Genomic DNA, 15,852 nt, shown 5'->3' on the forward strand with positions numbered 1-15,852 from the left:
GCTTCCTTAGCGATAGGAGCGCACGCGAAAATGATCGGCAAGACGCTAATCTTCGTTTCGCATGCTAGTGCCGACATCAAGATGGTACGACGGGTTCGCAACTACCTTGAAGAGAAGGACACTATTCCCCTTCTTTTCCATCTCGTAGCTCTAACGAATGCAGAAGAATTCTGGCCGCTGATTGAGCGAGAGATACTTGCGCGCAACTTCTTCCTGTACTGCGAAAGTGAGGCGGCCGAACGGTCCCAATGGGTTCAGCGCGAACGACACGCCGTGGAACTAGCCAGACACAAGAAGCCAAAGCGTATCGGCCACATCCGTGTCGATAGGTCTGACTTCGATGCACAACAGCTTGATAAATTTCTAAGAGATACGTTTGTGTATTTCATGTTCGACGTCGGGGACCGGAAAGCCGTGGCTCCTTACTCTGCTGCGCTTGTGGAGGCAGGCTTTGGTGTCGCGCAAAGCATAGTGGGCGCGGATGCAAGTAGTCAGACTCTTAGGGAAGATTTGGAGGCAAACATCGAGGAAGCCATGGATGGAGGTTGGGTTGTTCTGTTTGCCGGCCTATCCCCTCGTTGGACGCGCACCCAACTTCTCCACTACAACAAATTGAAGGTGAGGGGGAAAGGGAAGGGGAGAGGGATTGTGATAGTTGACCTAGGTGGTCGGCTGCAGGGCCTCGGTGGGATCATAACCGCTATAGACGGTCGTCAGGAGAATGCCCCTATTGCCCTCGTTAACGCCTTACTAACCGAGCAGGCGCGAGATTGATCTGCCACAGTCCAGTCATCGGCAGACATACCCCGGCATTAGAGCGAAGACCTTGACTTGCCAAACTAGGCTAGCGACGTGGCAGCGCGCTAGACGTGGGTGCCGGGAAAGCGGCTAGCTTCTTCGAGCTTGAGACGTTTTCGCCAACTTTCCGATGCATCGTAAGGTCGCCTAGGATCAGCCGAGCCCAGCAGAGCGGTCTGATGACTTAAGCCCGCACGACGATGTCGGGCTAGATGCCCCGCGCCGGCCCGAATGAACAGCGTCTTGCAGGGGCATGCCATGGTCGATGAGGTTGATCAGCGCCTCCATCGCTGAAGGCAAGAATTTGCGACCGCCGGGCTGGCCGAGCTAGTCAAGAGTCTTCATGTAATCTTGAGGGATCATGTCGGCTCCGAGCATCTGCTTGGCCATGATCGGCGCAGGGCCACGGCATTCATCGCGGCAGTCCGCGGGCGCGGAGGTCGCGCGCGAGGTGGTCGACGAAGGTACGGATGCGCGGCGTCAGCAGGCGGTTGGTCGGATAGACCGCGTAGACGCCGCCCACCGGCGCGGGATGGCCGTCGAGCACCGTCGTGAGCTGGCCCGCCACGATCGCGTCGGCCACCAGCCATTCCGGCACGGCGGCCAGTCCCAGCCCGGCCAACGCGGCGGCGCGCAGCGACTCCGTGGCGTTGGTCAGCAACTTCGGCTTCACCTTCACCGTCTCCTTCCCGAGCCGCCAGCTCTCGCGCCAGTCGAGCGGCGAGAAGCCGATCAACTGGTGCCGCGTGACGTCGCGCGGTGCGGTCGGCGTGCCCGCCGCGGCGAGGTAGGAGGGCGCGGCCACGATGACGATGCGCGACGTGGCGATGCGGCGCACGACGAGGCTGGGCTCGGGCTTCGCGACGATGCGGATGGCGAGGTCGATGCGCTCATCGACCAGCCGCGCGGCCGAAGCGCCCTCGATCAGGTCGATATCGATCGCCGGATGGGCGGCGCGGAACGAGGACAGGCCCGGCACGATGAAGCGCGGCGCAAATCCGTCGGGCGCGGCCACCCTGAGCGTGCCGGTCGGGCTCTTGTGGCGCGTCTGCGCTTCGGCGCGCGCCGTCGCCAGCTCGTCGAGCAGCCGCCGGCAGGTGCGATAGAAGGTGGCGCCAGCTTCGGTCGGCGCGACGCTGCGTGTCGTGCGCCCCAGCAGGCGCGCGCCCATCCTGTCTTCGAGTGCGCGCACCGCTTCGCTTACCGAAGACTTGGCGGTCTGCAGCGTCTTGGCCGCGGCGGTGAAGCTGCCGCGCTCGACCACGGCCACGAAGGCCTCGATTCCTGCGAGATCGTGCATGCCGCCATTGTTCGCCCCGGCGAACAATCTGTCCAGAACCGCCGTCTCCTCGGTCCATCGCGGTGCGCCTAGCCTCGTCCGCGTCATTCAACCGAGGAGACCGAGATGAGCGAGACCTTGAATGTGCTGGGCGCGCCGATGATCGTGAAGGAAGAGGCTGGCCTGTTCGTCGCCGAGCATCCCGTGCCGCCGGGCTACTTCGTGCCGCCGCACCGCCATGAGGCGGACGACGAGCTGCTCTATGTCATGGAAGGGCGTCTGACCCTAATCAGCGAAGCCGGCGAGACCGAAGCGGCCGCCGGCACTTGCGCGCGTTTTGCGCGCGGCGACCTGCACGGCTTTCGCAACGACACTGACGCGACCGTGCGCCTGCTGGTCATGGCGCAGCCTGGCGTGCAGGCGGCCGAGATGTTCCGCCATTTCGACCGCGCCGCCGCCAAGGGCCCGCTCACGCCGGACGACGTGATGGGCATTGCCGGCCAGTACGGCGTGCGCTTCGGCTGAGGGGGCGTTGCCCGTTCTGGCTTGGCGTTTGGCCTAGCGCGGCAGCTCGAACCGCACGCCCGCCCGCGCCAGTCCACCACCCAATGCCGCAGCCACGCCATCCGCGCGCCAGCAGGCGGCGCCGGTCATGCTGCCATCGTCGTGGAACTGGATCGCGTTCATGCCGCCGGCGACGGTCGGCATGATCTGCAGCTTGTGGCCGCGCGCTTCGAGGCCCTTGCGGACGGTCTCGGGGATGCCGTGCTCGATCTCCAGCACGGGGCCTTCGGTCCAGATGCGCGGTGCTTCGACGGCTTCCTGCAGGGACATGCCATGGTCGATGAGGTTGATCAGCGCCTGCAGCGCCGAGGGGAAGATCTTGCGGCCGCCGGGCAGGCCGAGCGCATAGCGCACCTTGCCGTCCTTGGCCGCCATCACCGGCGACATCGAGGTCGTGACCCGCTTGCCCGGCGCGATCGAGAGCGCGTTGCCCGGCCGCGGGTCGAAGTTGTTCATGTAGTTGTTGGGGATCATGCCGGTGCCGGGCACGATGAAGCGCGCGCCGAACAGGCTGTTGATGGTCTGCGTGGTGCAGACGACGTTGCCTTTGCCGTCGGCAACGGTGAGGTGCGTGGTGTCCGCGCCTTCCGCTGCCGCGAGGCCGCCGGTCCAGGCGGAAGCACGCGCGAGGTCGAGCGCGGAGCGGCGGGCGTCGGCATAGGCTTTGGCGACGATGCGCTCGACCGGGACCTTCACGAAGTCCGGATCGCCGCTCGCCTCGGCGCGGTCGGCGAAGGCGATCTTCAGCACTTCGGCCAGAAGGTGCAGCGTGTCGACGGTGCCAAAACCGAGACTCGCGATGTCGTAGCCTTCGAGGATGTTCAGCATCTGCGTGATGTGCACGCCGGAGGCCGCAGGCGGCGGCGGGCCCAGGATTTCCCAGCCGCGATACTGGCCGCGGATCGGCGCGCGTTCCGTCACCTTGTAGTCGGTGAGGTCGGCGCGGGCGACGAAGCCGCCGGTCTTCTCCATGCACTCGACCAGCCGGTCGCCCAGCGGGCCGCCATGCAGCGCCTTCTCGCCCTGCTTCGAGACGAGTGTCAGCGCCTCGGCATAGTCGCCCTGGACGAGGCGCGTGCCGGGCTTGAGCGGTGCGCCATCGGCCAGGAGGAGGGCGGCGGCCGGCTTGTCCTTCGCGAGGTCGGAGGCGGCGCTCTGGATGCAATCGGAGAGATAGGGAGTCACGGCAAAGCCGCGCGCGGCGTGACGGATCGCGGGCTGCATCACGTCGGCGAGCGACATCGTGCCGAAGCGCTCGAGCGCCTGGCACCAGGTGCGCAGCGAGCCGGGGGTCGCGACGGATTTCGGGCCGACGAGATTTTCCTGGCCTTCGACGTCGTAGACCTCGGGCGCGGCGCCGGGCACGGGCTTGTACATGTCGGGGCGGCCGGACTTCGGCACGGCGCTCATGCCGTCGAGGATGCGATGGCTGCCATCGGCGAGGCGGATGTGGCAGGTCGTGCCGCCGACGAGCCCGACCATCATCGGCTCGACCACGGTGAGCGCGAACTGCGTGGCAACAGCGGCATCGACGGCATTGCCGCCGGCGGCCAGCATTTCCATGCCGGCGGCGGAGGCCAGCGGATGGTTGGACACCACCATGCCGTTGCTGCCGTGCGCCGGCTGCTTCTCGCAGGTGAACTTTGTGCCTGCACGGTCCCGCCAATTCGACTTGCTCATCTTCCCGTCCTCACTTCGACGATATTCCCGTCAACTTCTCGGCTTCGGCGCAACGTTGTAGCCGGTCGCAGGCGGCTTCGTCCCTGTCACCTTTTTCGTTGAAACAGAGTTCCGCATCGTTCGTGCCATCTGTGATGAACTGTTTCAGCTTCTTGCGGGCGGCCGTGGGTTGCTCGACGTCGAGCAGGCCCTTCTCGGACAACACCCGGGCAAAGCGCATCACCAGCCGCTCGCGGTAGCGCATGGCTTCGGGGGCGCTCTTCTTGGCCTCGCGGCACCAGGCCATCGCCGGCGCGTTGCCGCAGCCCCAGAGCTGCATCTTGCGGAAGCGTTCGACCAGTTCGGTGTTGGCGCCGAGGCAGTAGCCGATAAGTTCATCGCTGTCGGAGACGTGATCGTCAGCTTGTGCGAAAGCAGGGGCTGCAGTGAGGACGAACAGCAGCGCGGCTATGCACCATCGCGGTCTCATTGGCGGGCAAGAGCAGCCTCGATGGCGCTGTCGAGCTTCGGGCCGACTCCGCTCATGGCCGTGAACCAGTCGATCACCCGGCCGTCGCGCCCGATCAGGATCTTGTGGAAGTTCCAACTCGGCGTGCCGAGCGGCCCCGTCTGCGCCGCGGCCCAGCGATAAAGCGGGTGGGCGTCGGGTCCGATGACCGCCTGCTTGTCGGCCAGCGGGAAGGTGACGTCGAACGTGGCCTCGCAGAAGCGCTTGATCTCTTCCTTGGAGCCAGGCTCCTGGCCGCCGAAGTCGTTGGACGGCACGCCCAGCACGACCAAGCCTTTGTCCTTGTATTTGCGCCACAGCGCTTCGAGGCCGCGATACTGGCCGGTGAAGCCGCACAGCGACGCCGTGTTGACCAGCAGGACTACCTGACCTTTGTAATTGCCGGTCGGCAGCGGGCCGCCGCCGATCGAGTCGAGGGAGACGGTGGACCAGTCGATGGGCTGGCGGCCGGCCTGGGCCCAGGCGCTTCCCATGACGCCGGACACCGCCGACACCAGGGCGCCCAGGAAAGCGAACGCCAGCATGCGGACGATTTTCATGCCCTCAAGGTGACGAAAGATCGATCGCAAGGGAAGCGGGCAGGCGGTCGAGTTTGTAGACGCGCATCGCAGTCCCGCTGAACAGCGCGGTCTTCTCGTCGGCGCCGGCGCCGGCGGCGAGACGCTTCAGCGCGTTCCACAGGACCGGGTAGCTGCACATGCCCTTGTCGACCGGGAAGTTGCTCTCGAACATGCAGCGGCTTGGGCCGAAAGCTTCGATGCAGGTCTCGACATAGGGCCGCCACGTCTTCGCCAATTCTTCCGAACCCGGCGGCTTGGGCCGGTGATGGAAATCGAAGCCGCTGACATACATGGTGAGGCCACCGACCTTCACCACGACGTTCGGCAGTGCGGCCAGCTCCTGCATCCGCCGTTTCCATTCGGAGAACACCTCAGCCTGCTTGCCGGCGAAGGGGCCGATGCCCAGCGGGCCGCCGACATGGTCGACGACGACCGTCAGCTCCGGCACCGCCCGTGCGAGGGCAATCACATGCGGCAACTGCGTGTGATAAGCCCACACGTCCAGCGGCAATCCGAACGCGGCGAGACGCTTCGCGCCATCGGCGAAGGCGGGGTGTTCGAGCGGGCCCGGTGGCGGCGTCACGAGGTTGGAGGTCACCTCGGGCGAAGCATGCCAGGCGGTGCGGTTGCGGATGCCGCAGAACCGTCCGCCGGCAACAGCAGTGTGTGCCTCGAGCAGTGGAGCCACGCGATCGCCCAGGGTCAGGTCGACCATGCCGATGATGCCCGCACAGGCGCGCGTCGGACCGTAACGTCCGCTCGCGCTCATCGCCGCCGCACCGGTGACGAACTCCGTCTCGCCCAGGGACTTCTCGTCGTCTGGCCCGCTGGCGCGATACATCTCCCCGCACTGCACGAAGATCGTGCCGCGGACGTCGTGGCCGCTGGCGGTGTCCTCCAGCAGATCCGGCAGGAGGTAGTCGCCGTGGTCCTTGGCCCAGAGATGGTGATGCGGATCGACGATCGGCAGCGCCGGTTCGAGGATCGGCTCCTGCGTCTGCCGCAGCCAGTCCTCGCGCACGATGATCTGGCGTGAGGCGGGATGGACGAGGGGATCGGACATGCGCTCGGCCCTCACTCGATCCGGATGTTGGCAGTCTTGGTGATCTCGGCGAAGAACGCGATCTGCTGTTCGCGGAAGGCTGCGAACTCGGCGACGGTGTTGGCCCGCGTCAGCGCGCCGAGTTCCGAGAGCCGCTGCACCGTCTCCTGCACCTTGAGCACCTGGTTGAGTTCCGCATTCAGCTTGGTGATCAGGCTGGGATCGGTGCCGGCCGGCGCGAAGAGGCCGTTCCACTCCCAGGTCTCGAAGCCCGGCAGCACCCCGGAGATCGCCGGCACATCCGCCAGCACCCCGACCGGCTTCGGTCCGGTATGCGCCATGCAGGTCACTTCGCTGGCGCTCTTCACCGCGACGGTGCCTGGCACGTTGCTGAACTGCAGCGGCACGCGGCCGGCGAACAGATCGTTACGCGCTGTCCCGAATTCCTTGTAGGGCACATGATTGATGCGCACTCCGGCGCGCTGGTTCAGCAATTCCAGCGAGACGTGCTGCACGGTGCCAACACCGGTCGAGGCGCAATCGAGTGCGCCGGGCTTCTTCTTCGCCAGTTCGATCAGTTCGGCGACCGTTTGCGCCTCGAACTTGGAATTGCGCATCAGCGTGTTCGGCGTCTGCATGGTGAGGAACACCGGCAGCAAATCGCGCTGCGTGTCGTAGGGCAGGCGGCCCGCGAACAGCGACGGGTTCACCGAATGCGCGGTGGCATCGTAGAGCAGGGTGTAACCGTCATGCGGCGCGCGGGCGACGATCTGCGCGGCGACCGTGCCGGCCGCGCCCGGCTTGTTGTCGACCGTGAAGGTCTGGCCAAGCCGCGTCGACAGGGCGGCGCAGAAGATGCGGCAAACGACGTCGGCAGTGCCGCCGGGGCTGTAGGCATTCACCACGCGCACCGGCTTCGATGGATAATTCTGCGCGCGCAGGATCGCCGGTGCGGAAAGCACGGCGGCGGCACCTGTCGCCAACACGGCGCGGCGGCGCACGCTTCGGGATCTGATCATGAGCATTGTCCTCCGGGAGCGGCACTGGAGGGCCGCGTTGAGCGCAGCGTGACGCCGCCCCGAAGGCATTCGCAACAACAGTCCGTCGTTGCGACTTGTCAGGCAGACCCTAAGTCCGACGCGCGGAAGCAGCGTCGGATACGATCGCTACTTCTTCTCTTTGAAGCTGGCGTAACGCGCCTTGGCTTCGTCGTTCGGCGGATAGAGGCCCGGCAATGGCACGCCGCGTTCCACCTCCGACATGATCCAGCCTTCGAGCCGTTCCTGCTCCTGGCCTTCCTTGGCGACGGCTTCGACCAGCGCCTTGGGAATGAGCACGGCGCCGTCATCGTCGACCACCACCACGTCGTCGGGGAACACGGCCACGCCACCGCAGCCGATCGGCTCCTGCCAGTTGACGAAGGTCAATCCGGCGACCGACGGCGGCGCCGCAGCACCCTGACACCAGACGGGAAGCCCGGTCGCGAGTACGCCCGCCATGTCGCGCATCACGCCGTCGGTAACGAGGCCCGCGACTTTCTTCTTGGCCATGCGCGCGCAGAGGATGTCGCCGAAGATGCCGGCGTCGGTGACGCCCATGGAGTCGGCCACGACGATTGCGCCTTCGGGCATCGCCTCGATGGCGGCTCGTGTCGAGATCGGCGATCCCCAGCTCTCCGGCGTCGCCAGGTCTTCGCGCGCCGGCACGAACCGCAAGGTAAAGGCGCGGCCCACCAGCCGGCCCTGGCTGGGCTTGATCGGCCGCGTGCCGCGCATCCAGACATTGCGCAGGCCTTTCTTCAGCAGGATCGTCGTGATGCTGGCCGTCGTCACCTTGGACAGGGCCTGCTTGATGTCGTCCGAAAGCGGGGTGGTCTGCACTGTATCTCCGTGAGGGGTAGGAACGCGGGGCGCCCGATCGCAACGACCGATCGTAGCAAGGGTCCTTGCAGCGATCACGCCCTCAGCGACACCGCCGGTGCGGTCAGCCGCCGCGTGGCTTCAGCTTCCAGATGCAGGCGCTCGCCGGCCAGGCCAGCTCGAGGTCGCGTGTCTGGGCGTTCCCCGTGATCGTGAATTTCTGCAGCTTGGTCGTCACGGTCGAATTCAATCCCAAGTCGAGTTCCGCGAGGAAATCGTCGCGCACCGTTCCGTCGGCCGCGACCCGGGCTCGGAACGAATTGGTGGTCGCTTTGCCGGTGAGCGTGTTGCCCGTCAGATCCAGGGTGTAGGTGCTCTCCGCGCCTTTCAGGCACATGCCCGCGGAGCGCGCCCTGTCGAGCTGCATGTCCGCCTTCCAGCTCTCTGCATTGGCCGGCGTGACGAGGAGAGGAAGGAGCATTGAAAGGCCGGCCAGCGTGCCTGCCTGCAGTCGCATGCTTGATTTGCGCCCCATCTGACCCGTCCTCCCCCGGCGTTCCCGTAATGGCTCGGCTATTTCGCCTGCCACTAAGGGTAGAAACATTACGCCTTGGCTCGTGTGGCGGTTTCAGGCCGTGACAGAGGCGAAAAGAGGGCGGAGGGCGCCTATGAGATGGAGATGTGGCGTCAGCCGCGCAATACTTTGCCAGCCTTCGCGTCGGTGAGTTTGCCTTGTTCCCAGGTCACCGCGCCGTTGACAACCGTGTACTCGACGCCCTTCGACGGCATCACGATGCGCTTGGCGCCACCGGGATTGCCGTGCGCAGTTGTCGCCATGCAGCATCGACCTTGCTGATCTCCATTTTTGTTGCACGCATGGTCGAGCCTTAGCTGGTGTTCTGCTTGCCATCGCGCCGGCCCTCCATCACCAGCTTGGCAGAGAGTGCATCTGCTTCCTTGCGTGTTCGTTCTACTGCCTCTCTCTCGAAGTTATCGCTTACGAGACGTGCAAAGCCTTCCGGGTTGCGCTCACAATGATTGAAATAGTGATCCATCCTTCTTTGCTTTTCGGCCTTGGCCTTTTCCCACGGTGATGGCTTTGAGTTGTGCCACAAGCCGTATCCTGCTTTTCCGGCCTGCCACAAACTTAAGACGAGTGCGATAAGCGCGAGCCAATCCGGACCAAAATACTCAATGAGAGCAATGCCGGTTGGAACCACGACAAGCCATACAAGAAGGATCGTCTTCAGGTACCGATTCTGACGCCTACGTTCTGCAGCGTATGCAGCGGCATTCAACTTGACTTGCTCTTGGGTCTTGAATGGCACGTCTTTGTAGATGGCCCGCCGATCCAGCTCGGTCTGATTGACCTCGAGAAATCCGTCTAGATCGATGTAGTGCCAGGAGTGTACGAATTTCCCTGTCGATGTTTTCCAACCCACGAGGAAAGAGTCTCCAGCGTCTTGGGTAAGAATTCGATTTTCTCGTTTGTCCCATGCTGACATCATGATTGGGACGCCATATCGCTCCAACCATATGCCCAGCTCCATTAGCATCGCTTTGGAGACAACTGCCTTCTCAGTCTCCTGCGTGAAAGTGAGACTTGCCTTGGCAAATCGATCGTCTGCGCCGGGCGGATGATACTCAACGAAGTATCCATCTCGCAGCTCTTTAATGCTTTCGAAGTACAGCGTCTCAGTCATGCCGCTCCGTGAGGTGTTCAGCGTTTGCCTAAACGCCGATGCACTAACGTGGCATGGTAGTCTCTACCCCCTCAACACCTTGCCAGCCTTCGCGTCGGTGAGTTTGCCTTGTTCCCAAGTCACCGCGCCGTTGACAACCGTGTATTCGACGCCCTTCGACGGCATCACGATGCGCTTGGCGCCACCGGGGAGATCGTGGCGGCGTTCGCCGTGGTTGGTTGAGCCGATGCGGTCGGGATCGAAGATCGCGACGTCGGCCGGCACACCCTTCCTGAGGCGGCCGCGATCCTTGAGACCGAAGAGGTCGGCGGGATCGGAGGTAAGCTTGCGCACGCCTTCTTCGAGGGTGATCGCCTGCTTCTCACGCACCCAGGTGCCCAGCAGGTAGGTCGGGTAGCCGGCGTCGCACAGCATGTCGACATGCGCGCCGCCATCGCCCAGCGCCATCAGAATGGCGGGATTGTTCAGCAGCTCGCGCATGCGGTCCTCGCGCGTATTCCACGAGGAGATGGTGAGTTCGACGTCGAGATTGTCGGCCAGCACGAGATCGAGGAAGGCATCGACGCCGTCCTTGCCCTGCGCCTGGCCGATCTCGGCGATCGACTTGCGCTCCCATTGCTTCAGCGCCGGGTTGTTGACGTTGTGCACGACCATGCGCCGCCAATCGCTGAAGCCGGTCGGGCTCTTGAGGTCATGGCGGAACTGATCGCGGAAGGTCTGGTCGGCGTAGACCTTCTTTTGTGCGTCCTTCGCCGTATCGGCGAACACCCGCTTCCACGACGGGAAGGCGGCGAAGGCGAAGGGATTGTCCATGTTGCATTCGCGAGTCAGCGGCAGCGGCGAGGTCTGCGGCCGTGCGCCCTTGGCGATCATCGGCGCGGCGCGGCGCAGGGTATCGCGCACCGCTTCGGGAATGTCGTCGCGATCGAACAGCGCGATGAAAGTAACGGGCCGACCGCTCTCTTCGAGCAGGAAGTCGAGCAGCTCGCACTGGTCCTGTTCCAGTACGCCGACCTGGCGGGTCAGTGCGATCTCGATGGCGCCCTTGCCACGCTGCTTGAGCTGGTTAGCGTAGGCCTTCATCTCTTCGCGGCTGGCGTTGCGGCAGGCCAGCGGCTTGCCCTCGAAGCCCATGTGTTGATTGAGCGTGGTCGAGGAGAAACCTAGCGCACCCGCGTCCACAGCTTCGCCGATGAGGGCGGCGATCTGCGCCGTCTCTTCCGCAGTGGCCGCGCGCTCCATCGAGGCTTCGCCCATCACGTAGTGACGGAACGGCGTCAGCGGCGCGATGAAGGCGAGGTTGAGCGATGGCTTGCGCGCCGCAGCGGCGTCCATGAATTCGGGGAAGGTTTCCCAATCCCAGGTGATGCCCTTGTTCAGCACATCGAAGGGGATGCCCTCGACATTCACGAGGTCCTTCATCGCGATCTCGCGCGTGGCGGGCTTGCAGGGCGCGATTCCGACGCCGCAATTGCCCATCACCACGGAGGTCACGCCGTGCCAGGAGGAGGGCGTGACGGCGCCGTCCCAGCAGATCTGCGCATCGTAGTGAGTGTGGGGATCGACGAAGCCCGGCGTGACCACGAGCCCGTGGGCATCGATGGTGCGCTTCGTGCCTTCCGTCACTTTGCCGATTTCAGCGATTTTGCCGTCGGCGATCGCGACGTCGGCCTGGTAGCGCGCCGCGCCTGTACCGTCGACCACGATGCCGTTCTTGATGACGAGGTCGTAGCCCATCGTTTCCTCCTGGGAAGCGTGGGCTCGACGCTACACTGCGCCGGCCTGCCCGGCGCATGCAAAATGTGCAGAGGGCTTTGACGTCAGGCGGCGGCGGGTAGCGCTTGCAAGGCGTTTCGCACGTCGGGGCCAGAGGCTGGCTCGGCGCCGCTGTCGCGCACCAGTTGTACCGCCGCCTCGACCCAGGCGACGTTGCTCATCGACGAACCGAGCGGCGCATCTTCCAGGCCGACCCGCACATGGCCGCCGCGCGCTACGGTTTCGGCAATCAACGGTCGGATGTCGACGGCGAGGCCCGCGATCATCCAGGGCGCACCGGCCGCCGACTCTTCGAGAAGCGCGACATGGGCGGCGAGCGCGTAAGGCTTCGGCGGAAAGCCGAAGGCGAACTTGTCGGAGAACATGACGCGATAGACCGGCGCCTTGACGCCGGCGGCTCGGGCAAGTGCTGCGCCCGCGCGCGTGAAGCCAGGTTCGTAGATCGCGAAGGCCGGATGCAGCCCCTGGCGCGCGGCAAAGGCGAGCGCGTGCCGGACATGATCCTCGGGGTTGAGATAGGTGCCGGCCGGCTTGGTTGTCGCCGTCGTCTTGGTCGTCGTGAAATTGACGCTTCCGGGATCAACCACTGCGAAGTCGAGCAGGCCGCGTGCTGCCAGTGCCTCGACATGTGCGAAACGCGTTGCGGCGTCCATGCCGGCACGCGGGATCGGCGGGTAAGACGGATAGACCGGGACGTCGATCTCGGCACGAATGCCTTCGATGATCCGGGCATAGACCTGCCAGTCGGAGGTGGGCTTCCCGTCGGCACTATAGGCGTGGGTATGGACGATGCCTGCGCCGGCACGGGCGCAGGCGATCCCGTCCGCGACGATCTCTTCGACCGTTTCAGGAATGCCAGGCTGGAGCGCGCGGCCCCATGCGCCGTTCAGCGCGACCTCGATCCAGACCTTCCGCATTCAACGCGTGTCCGTCTCACGCGCGCTGCTTCAGCGCCAGACCCATCGAGATCCAGGCCGAGCCGATGAAGATCAGGTCGATGCCGAGGAAGATGCCCAGCACGAAGAAGCTCGACGCCGGCCACTGCACGATGATCATGATGCCGAGCAGCAACGTGATCAGGCCGGAGAAGACGACCCAGCCCCAGGGCTTGCCAGCGCTTCGCATCTCGAAAGCGAGGAAGATGCGCAGCACGCCGCCGATCACCAGCGCCGCGCCCAGCATGAGGGTGAGGATGGTGGCGGCCGCGAAGGGATTGAGGATCGCGATGATGCCCGCCGCGACATAGAGGACGCCCAGCAGGCCCCAGAACAGAGACCGCTTCCAGTCCTTCACGCCGAACGCGGCGATCAGTTCAGCGGCACCGCCCATGATCATCATGATGCCGACGATCATCACCGCCGATGCCGTGGCCACCACCACGCTGCCCAGCGCGACGACACCAGCGATCAGGAAGACGACACCGAGAGCGACGATCCATCCCCACTTGGCGCGCAGGACCTTGAGACCATCGGCGAGGGAAGTGGGGCCAGGAGTGGAGGAGGGGTTGGGAGTGCGAGCCGTGTCGGACATGGCGTGCTCCTTCAGAGCGGAATGGACAATGTCAGGATACACCGTGCTGTTGGCACTGTCGCGGCTAGTATGGGACAGTCTCGTGTCACAAGAATGCAGGCAAGGATGAACGAACCGAAAAAAGAAGCGGCCCCGCCGCGCCCCGCCACCACCGTTTTGTTGCTGCGTCCGTCTAAGACCGGCGACGCCGCTTCACCGCTCGAAGTCTTTATGGTGGTGCGCCATCATCAGATCGATTCCTTCTCCGGTGCGCTCGTCTTTCCGGGCGGCAAGCTCGAAGAGGCCGACGGCGCGGCCTCGTTGCGCAGCCGCTGCGGCGGCGCCGACAAGATCGGCGATGCCGAGCTCAAGTTCCGCGTCGCCGGTGTACGCGAGGCGTTCGAAGAGTGTGGCGTCCTGCTGGCGCGCAAGCGTGGGCAGAAGGCGTTGATCGCGGCCGCCGACCTCAAGAGCATCGAAGAGCGCTGGCGCGCCAAGCTCGCCAAGGACGAGGCGAGCATCCTCGATCTCGTCGAGGCCGAGGACCTCGAGATCGCGACCGACCTGATGGTGCCCTACGCCCACTGGATCACGCCGACCTTCGTGCCGAAGCGCTTCGACACCTGGTTCTTCCTCGCCGAAGCGCCTCAGGACCAGATCGCACTGCACGATGGATCGGAGTCGGTCGACTCGGTGTGGATCGGCGCGCAGGAAGCGATCGACGAAGCCAAGGCCGGCAAGCGCACCTTGGTGCATGCGACGCAGAAGAACCTCGAGCTTCTGGCGGAAGGCAAGACGGTCGCCGGTGCGATCGCGGCTGCCGCTCAACGCAAGATCGTCACGGTGCAGCCGTGGGTCGAAGAGAAGGAAGGCAAGCGCTTCCTGCACATCCCTGAAGGTGCGGGTTATCGCAACCTGGTGCGCGAGATGCCGGCTGCCGGTGGTGTTCCGCAGACCGGAAGGTAGTTTTGCGGGAGGGGCTGCCATGAGCAAATGCGGCTCGCTCCCCACAGGCGAGCGCGCTAAGAGCGAAGCATAAACGCTCATTCATGAAATGCCGCCGGCAGGAGCCGGCGGTCCGTCGGACCAGTTGGAGGAAAGAAACGATGGTCGGAATCGTGGCCTACGGGGCCTATGTGCCGCGCCTGCGCCTCAACCGTCAGGCAGTGTACGACGCCAACAAGTGGTTCGCCGCAGGCCTGCGTGGCCTCGCCAAGGGCGAACGCTCGATGTCCAACTGGGACGAGGATTCGATCACGATGGCCGTCGAGGCCTCGCGCGATTGCCTCACCAGCCACAAGGCCGAGGACGTTCGTAACATCTACTTTGCCTCGACGACGCATCCCTTCAAGGATCGCCAGAACGCCGGCGTGATCGGCACGGCGCTCAATATCGAGCAGAACCTGCTGGCGTCCGATGTTGCCGGCTCGCTGAAGGCGGGCACTTCGGCGCTGATCGCCGGCCTCAACGCGTCCAAGAGCGGCGACGCTACCCTGGTCGCCGCTGCCGACAAGCGCATGGGCCGCGTCGCCTCCGCGAACGAGCTGAACTACGGCGACGGCGCCGCGGCGCTGCTCTGCGGCACCGAGAACGTGATCGCCAAGCTGGTCGGCCATCACTCCGTGTCGATGGATTTCGTCGACCACTTCCGTGGCGAGGACGCCGAGTTCGATTATGGCTGGGAAGAGCGCTGGATCCGCGACGAGGGCTACTCGAAGATCGTCCCGCCGGCGATCAAGGCCGCGCTCGCTGCTTGCAAGCTGAAGGGCAGCGACGTCACCCACTTCATCATGCCGAGCCCGATGCCGGCCGTGCCGAAGCAGATGGCCAAGATCTGCGGCGTCGGTGAGGGTGCGGTGCGCGACCTGCTGGGCGCCAACCTCGGTGACACCGGCTCGGCGCATGCGCTGGTCATGCTGGTCGATGCGCTCGAGACCGCCAAGGAGGGCGACAAGATCATGGTCGTGGCCTTCGGCCAGGGCGTCGACGTGCTGGTGTTCGAGGTCACGGCCGAGAACGCCAAGCTGCCGAAGCGCAAGGGCCTGTCGGGCTGGCTGGCGCGTCGCAAGGAAGAGAAGAACTACATGAAGTTCCTCGCTTTCAACGAGATGCTGCCGATCGACAAAGGCATGCGCGCGGAGTTCGACAAGAAGACCGCGCTCTCCGTCCTGTGGCGCAAGCGCGACATGATCTACGGATTGGTCGGCGGCAAGTGCAAGGTCTGCGGCACGGTGCAGTTCCCGCGCAGCCAGGTCTGCGTCAATCCCAACTGCCATGCCATCGACAGCCAGGATCCCTACGCCATGGCAGGGCTGGAGGCGAACGTGATGTCGTTCACCGCCGACTCTCTGACCTACTCCCCGGATCCGCCCGCCTACTACGGCATGATCACTTTCCCCGAGGGCGGCCGCTTCATGGCCGACTTCACCGACAGCGACAAGGAACAGGTGAAGGTCGGCGCGAAGATGCGCATGACCTTCCGCATCCGCGACAACGACACGATGCGCGGCGGCTTCAAGCGTTACTTCTGGAAGGCGGCTCCGGTCTGATCGCCTTCCTCCGGTCAAGGGTTTA

General features: G+C 64.7%; 17 protein-coding genes. 4 read left to right on the forward strand and 13 right to left on the reverse strand.

What is annotated here, in order from left to right:
- Window positions 1-30 precede the first annotated feature (30 nt).
- Complete coding sequence (locus EPO50_RS21285) at window positions 31-774, forward strand: toll/interleukin-1 receptor domain-containing protein (protein ID WP_296347232.1); 744 nt, start codon at window positions 31-33, stop codon at window positions 772-774.
- 436 nt (window positions 775-1,210) lie between these two features.
- Here the strand turns inward: EPO50_RS21285 and EPO50_RS21290 are convergent, their stop codons facing one another.
- Window positions 1,211-2,098, reverse strand: a complete 888-nt coding sequence (locus tag EPO50_RS21290) for a LysR family transcriptional regulator (protein ID WP_296347233.1) — start codon at window positions 2,096-2,098, stop codon at window positions 1,211-1,213.
- A gap of 105 nt (window positions 2,099-2,203) precedes the next feature.
- Between EPO50_RS21290 and EPO50_RS21295 the strand changes: the two genes are divergently transcribed.
- On the forward strand, window positions 2,204-2,602 hold the full coding sequence (locus tag EPO50_RS21295; RefSeq protein WP_296347234.1) for a cupin domain-containing protein: 399 nt from the start codon (window positions 2,204-2,206) through the stop codon (window positions 2,600-2,602).
- A gap of 33 nt (window positions 2,603-2,635) precedes the next feature.
- Here the strand turns inward: EPO50_RS21295 and ggt are convergent, their stop codons facing one another.
- The 12 genes from ggt to EPO50_RS21355 all read right to left on the reverse strand — a co-directional run bounded on the left by ggt (window position 2,636) and on the right by EPO50_RS21355 (window position 13,299).
- Entirely contained in the window at window positions 2,636-4,321 is a 1,686-nt protein-coding gene (gene ggt / locus EPO50_RS21300; RefSeq protein ID WP_296347235.1) for a gamma-glutamyltransferase, read from the reverse strand.
- Window positions 4,322-4,331: 10 nt separating this feature from the next.
- Window positions 4,332-4,790: a hypothetical protein gene (locus EPO50_RS21305; RefSeq protein WP_296347236.1), complete on the reverse strand. Its 459-nt coding sequence runs from the start codon at window positions 4,788-4,790 to the stop codon at window positions 4,332-4,334.
- Window positions 4,787-5,368, reverse strand: a complete 582-nt coding sequence (locus EPO50_RS21310) for a glutathione peroxidase (protein ID WP_296347237.1) — start codon at window positions 5,366-5,368, stop codon at window positions 4,787-4,789. The genes EPO50_RS21305 and EPO50_RS21310 overlap by 4 nt, the downstream gene beginning before the upstream one ends.
- Before the next feature lie 4 nt (window positions 5,369-5,372).
- Window positions 5,373-6,452, reverse strand: a complete 1,080-nt coding sequence (locus EPO50_RS21315; protein WP_296347238.1) for an amidohydrolase — start codon at window positions 6,450-6,452, stop codon at window positions 5,373-5,375.
- Between the two features lie 11 nt (window positions 6,453-6,463).
- A complete protein-coding gene (locus EPO50_RS21320; protein WP_296347239.1) occupies window positions 6,464-7,450 on the reverse strand; it encodes a tripartite tricarboxylate transporter substrate binding protein in 987 nt (328 codons plus the stop codon).
- Window positions 7,451-7,597: 147 nt separating this feature from the next.
- Window positions 7,598-8,311 (reverse strand): ribonuclease activity regulator RraA, encoded by a 714-nt coding sequence (locus tag EPO50_RS21325; RefSeq protein ID WP_296347240.1) that lies wholly within the window; start codon window positions 8,309-8,311, stop codon window positions 7,598-7,600.
- 103 nt (window positions 8,312-8,414) lie between these two features.
- Window positions 8,415-8,825, reverse strand: coding sequence for a hypothetical protein (locus EPO50_RS21330; RefSeq protein WP_296347241.1), 411 nt, complete (start codon window positions 8,823-8,825; stop codon window positions 8,415-8,417).
- A gap of 152 nt (window positions 8,826-8,977) precedes the next feature.
- Entirely contained in the window at window positions 8,978-9,127 is a 150-nt protein-coding gene (locus EPO50_RS21335) for a hypothetical protein (RefSeq protein WP_296347242.1), read from the reverse strand.
- Window positions 9,128-9,177: 50 nt separating this feature from the next.
- A complete protein-coding gene (locus tag EPO50_RS21340; protein ID WP_296347243.1) occupies window positions 9,178-9,993 on the reverse strand; it encodes a hypothetical protein in 816 nt (271 codons plus the stop codon).
- A gap of 63 nt (window positions 9,994-10,056) precedes the next feature.
- Window positions 10,057-11,730: an amidohydrolase family protein gene (locus tag EPO50_RS21345; protein ID WP_296347244.1), complete on the reverse strand. Its 1,674-nt coding sequence runs from the start codon at window positions 11,728-11,730 to the stop codon at window positions 10,057-10,059.
- Window positions 11,731-11,813: 83 nt separating this feature from the next.
- Window positions 11,814-12,686, reverse strand: a complete 873-nt coding sequence (locus EPO50_RS21350) for a 3-keto-5-aminohexanoate cleavage protein (protein ID WP_296347245.1) — start codon at window positions 12,684-12,686, stop codon at window positions 11,814-11,816.
- A gap of 16 nt (window positions 12,687-12,702) precedes the next feature.
- On the reverse strand, window positions 12,703-13,299 hold the full coding sequence (locus tag EPO50_RS21355) for an HdeD family acid-resistance protein (protein ID WP_296347246.1): 597 nt from the start codon (window positions 13,297-13,299) through the stop codon (window positions 12,703-12,705).
- A 105-nt stretch (window positions 13,300-13,404) separates the two neighbouring features.
- Here EPO50_RS21355 and EPO50_RS21360 point away from each other — a divergent pair, with 105 nt between their 5' ends.
- Together EPO50_RS21360 and EPO50_RS21365 are read left to right on the forward strand one after the other, a co-directional pair.
- Window positions 13,405-14,244, forward strand: coding sequence for an NUDIX hydrolase (locus EPO50_RS21360; RefSeq protein WP_296347247.1), 840 nt, complete (start codon window positions 13,405-13,407; stop codon window positions 14,242-14,244).
- A gap of 140 nt (window positions 14,245-14,384) precedes the next feature.
- Window positions 14,385-15,827 carry an OB-fold domain-containing protein gene (locus EPO50_RS21365; RefSeq protein WP_296347248.1) on the forward strand — a complete coding sequence of 481 codons (1,443 nt, stop codon included), beginning with the start codon at window positions 14,385-14,387 and terminating at the stop codon, window positions 15,825-15,827.
- The last annotated feature ends 25 nt before the right edge of the window (window positions 15,828-15,852 follow it).

The organism is Reyranella sp., from assembly GCF_004297405.1.
GTDB lineage: Bacteria > Pseudomonadota > Alphaproteobacteria > Reyranellales > Reyranellaceae > Reyranella.

Bases quoted from the DNA above. Each gene is read 5' to 3' on its own strand.
- EPO50_RS21360 (WP_296347247.1), top strand. From the start codon at position 13,405: ATGAACGAACCGAAAAAAGAAGCGGCCCCGCCGCGCCCCGCCACCACC.
- EPO50_RS21285 (WP_296347232.1), top strand. From the start codon at position 31: ATGATCGGCAAGACGCTAATCTTCGTTTCGCATGCTAGTGCCGACATC.
- EPO50_RS21305 (WP_296347236.1), bottom strand. From the start codon at position 4,790: ATGAGACCGCGATGGTGCATAGCCGCGCTGCTGTTCGTCCTCACTGCA.
- EPO50_RS21365 (WP_296347248.1), top strand. From the start codon at position 14,385: ATGGTCGGAATCGTGGCCTACGGGGCCTATGTGCCGCGCCTGCGCCTC.
- EPO50_RS21290 (WP_296347233.1), bottom strand. From the start codon at position 2,098: ATGCACGATCTCGCAGGAATCGAGGCCTTCGTGGCCGTGGTCGAGCGC.
- EPO50_RS21310 (WP_296347237.1), bottom strand. From the start codon at position 5,368: ATGAAAATCGTCCGCATGCTGGCGTTCGCTTTCCTGGGCGCCCTGGTG.
- EPO50_RS21340 (WP_296347243.1), bottom strand. From the start codon at position 9,993: ATGACTGAGACGCTGTACTTCGAAAGCATTAAAGAGCTGCGAGATGGA.
- ggt (WP_296347235.1), bottom strand. From the start codon at position 4,321: ATGAGCAAGTCGAATTGGCGGGACCGTGCAGGCACAAAGTTCACCTGC.
- EPO50_RS21355 (WP_296347246.1), bottom strand. From the start codon at position 13,299: ATGTCCGACACGGCTCGCACTCCCAACCCCTCCTCCACTCCTGGCCCC.
- EPO50_RS21330 (WP_296347241.1), bottom strand. From the start codon at position 8,825: ATGGGGCGCAAATCAAGCATGCGACTGCAGGCAGGCACGCTGGCCGGC.
- EPO50_RS21350 (WP_296347245.1), bottom strand. From the start codon at position 12,686: ATGCGGAAGGTCTGGATCGAGGTCGCGCTGAACGGCGCATGGGGCCGC.
- EPO50_RS21345 (WP_296347244.1), bottom strand. From the start codon at position 11,730: ATGGGCTACGACCTCGTCATCAAGAACGGCATCGTGGTCGACGGTACA.
- EPO50_RS21320 (WP_296347239.1), bottom strand. From the start codon at position 7,450: ATGATCAGATCCCGAAGCGTGCGCCGCCGCGCCGTGTTGGCGACAGGT.
- EPO50_RS21335 (WP_296347242.1), bottom strand. From the start codon at position 9,127: ATGGCGACAACTGCGCACGGCAATCCCGGTGGCGCCAAGCGCATCGTG.
- EPO50_RS21295 (WP_296347234.1), top strand. From the start codon at position 2,204: ATGAGCGAGACCTTGAATGTGCTGGGCGCGCCGATGATCGTGAAGGAA.
- EPO50_RS21315 (WP_296347238.1), bottom strand. From the start codon at position 6,452: ATGTCCGATCCCCTCGTCCATCCCGCCTCACGCCAGATCATCGTGCGC.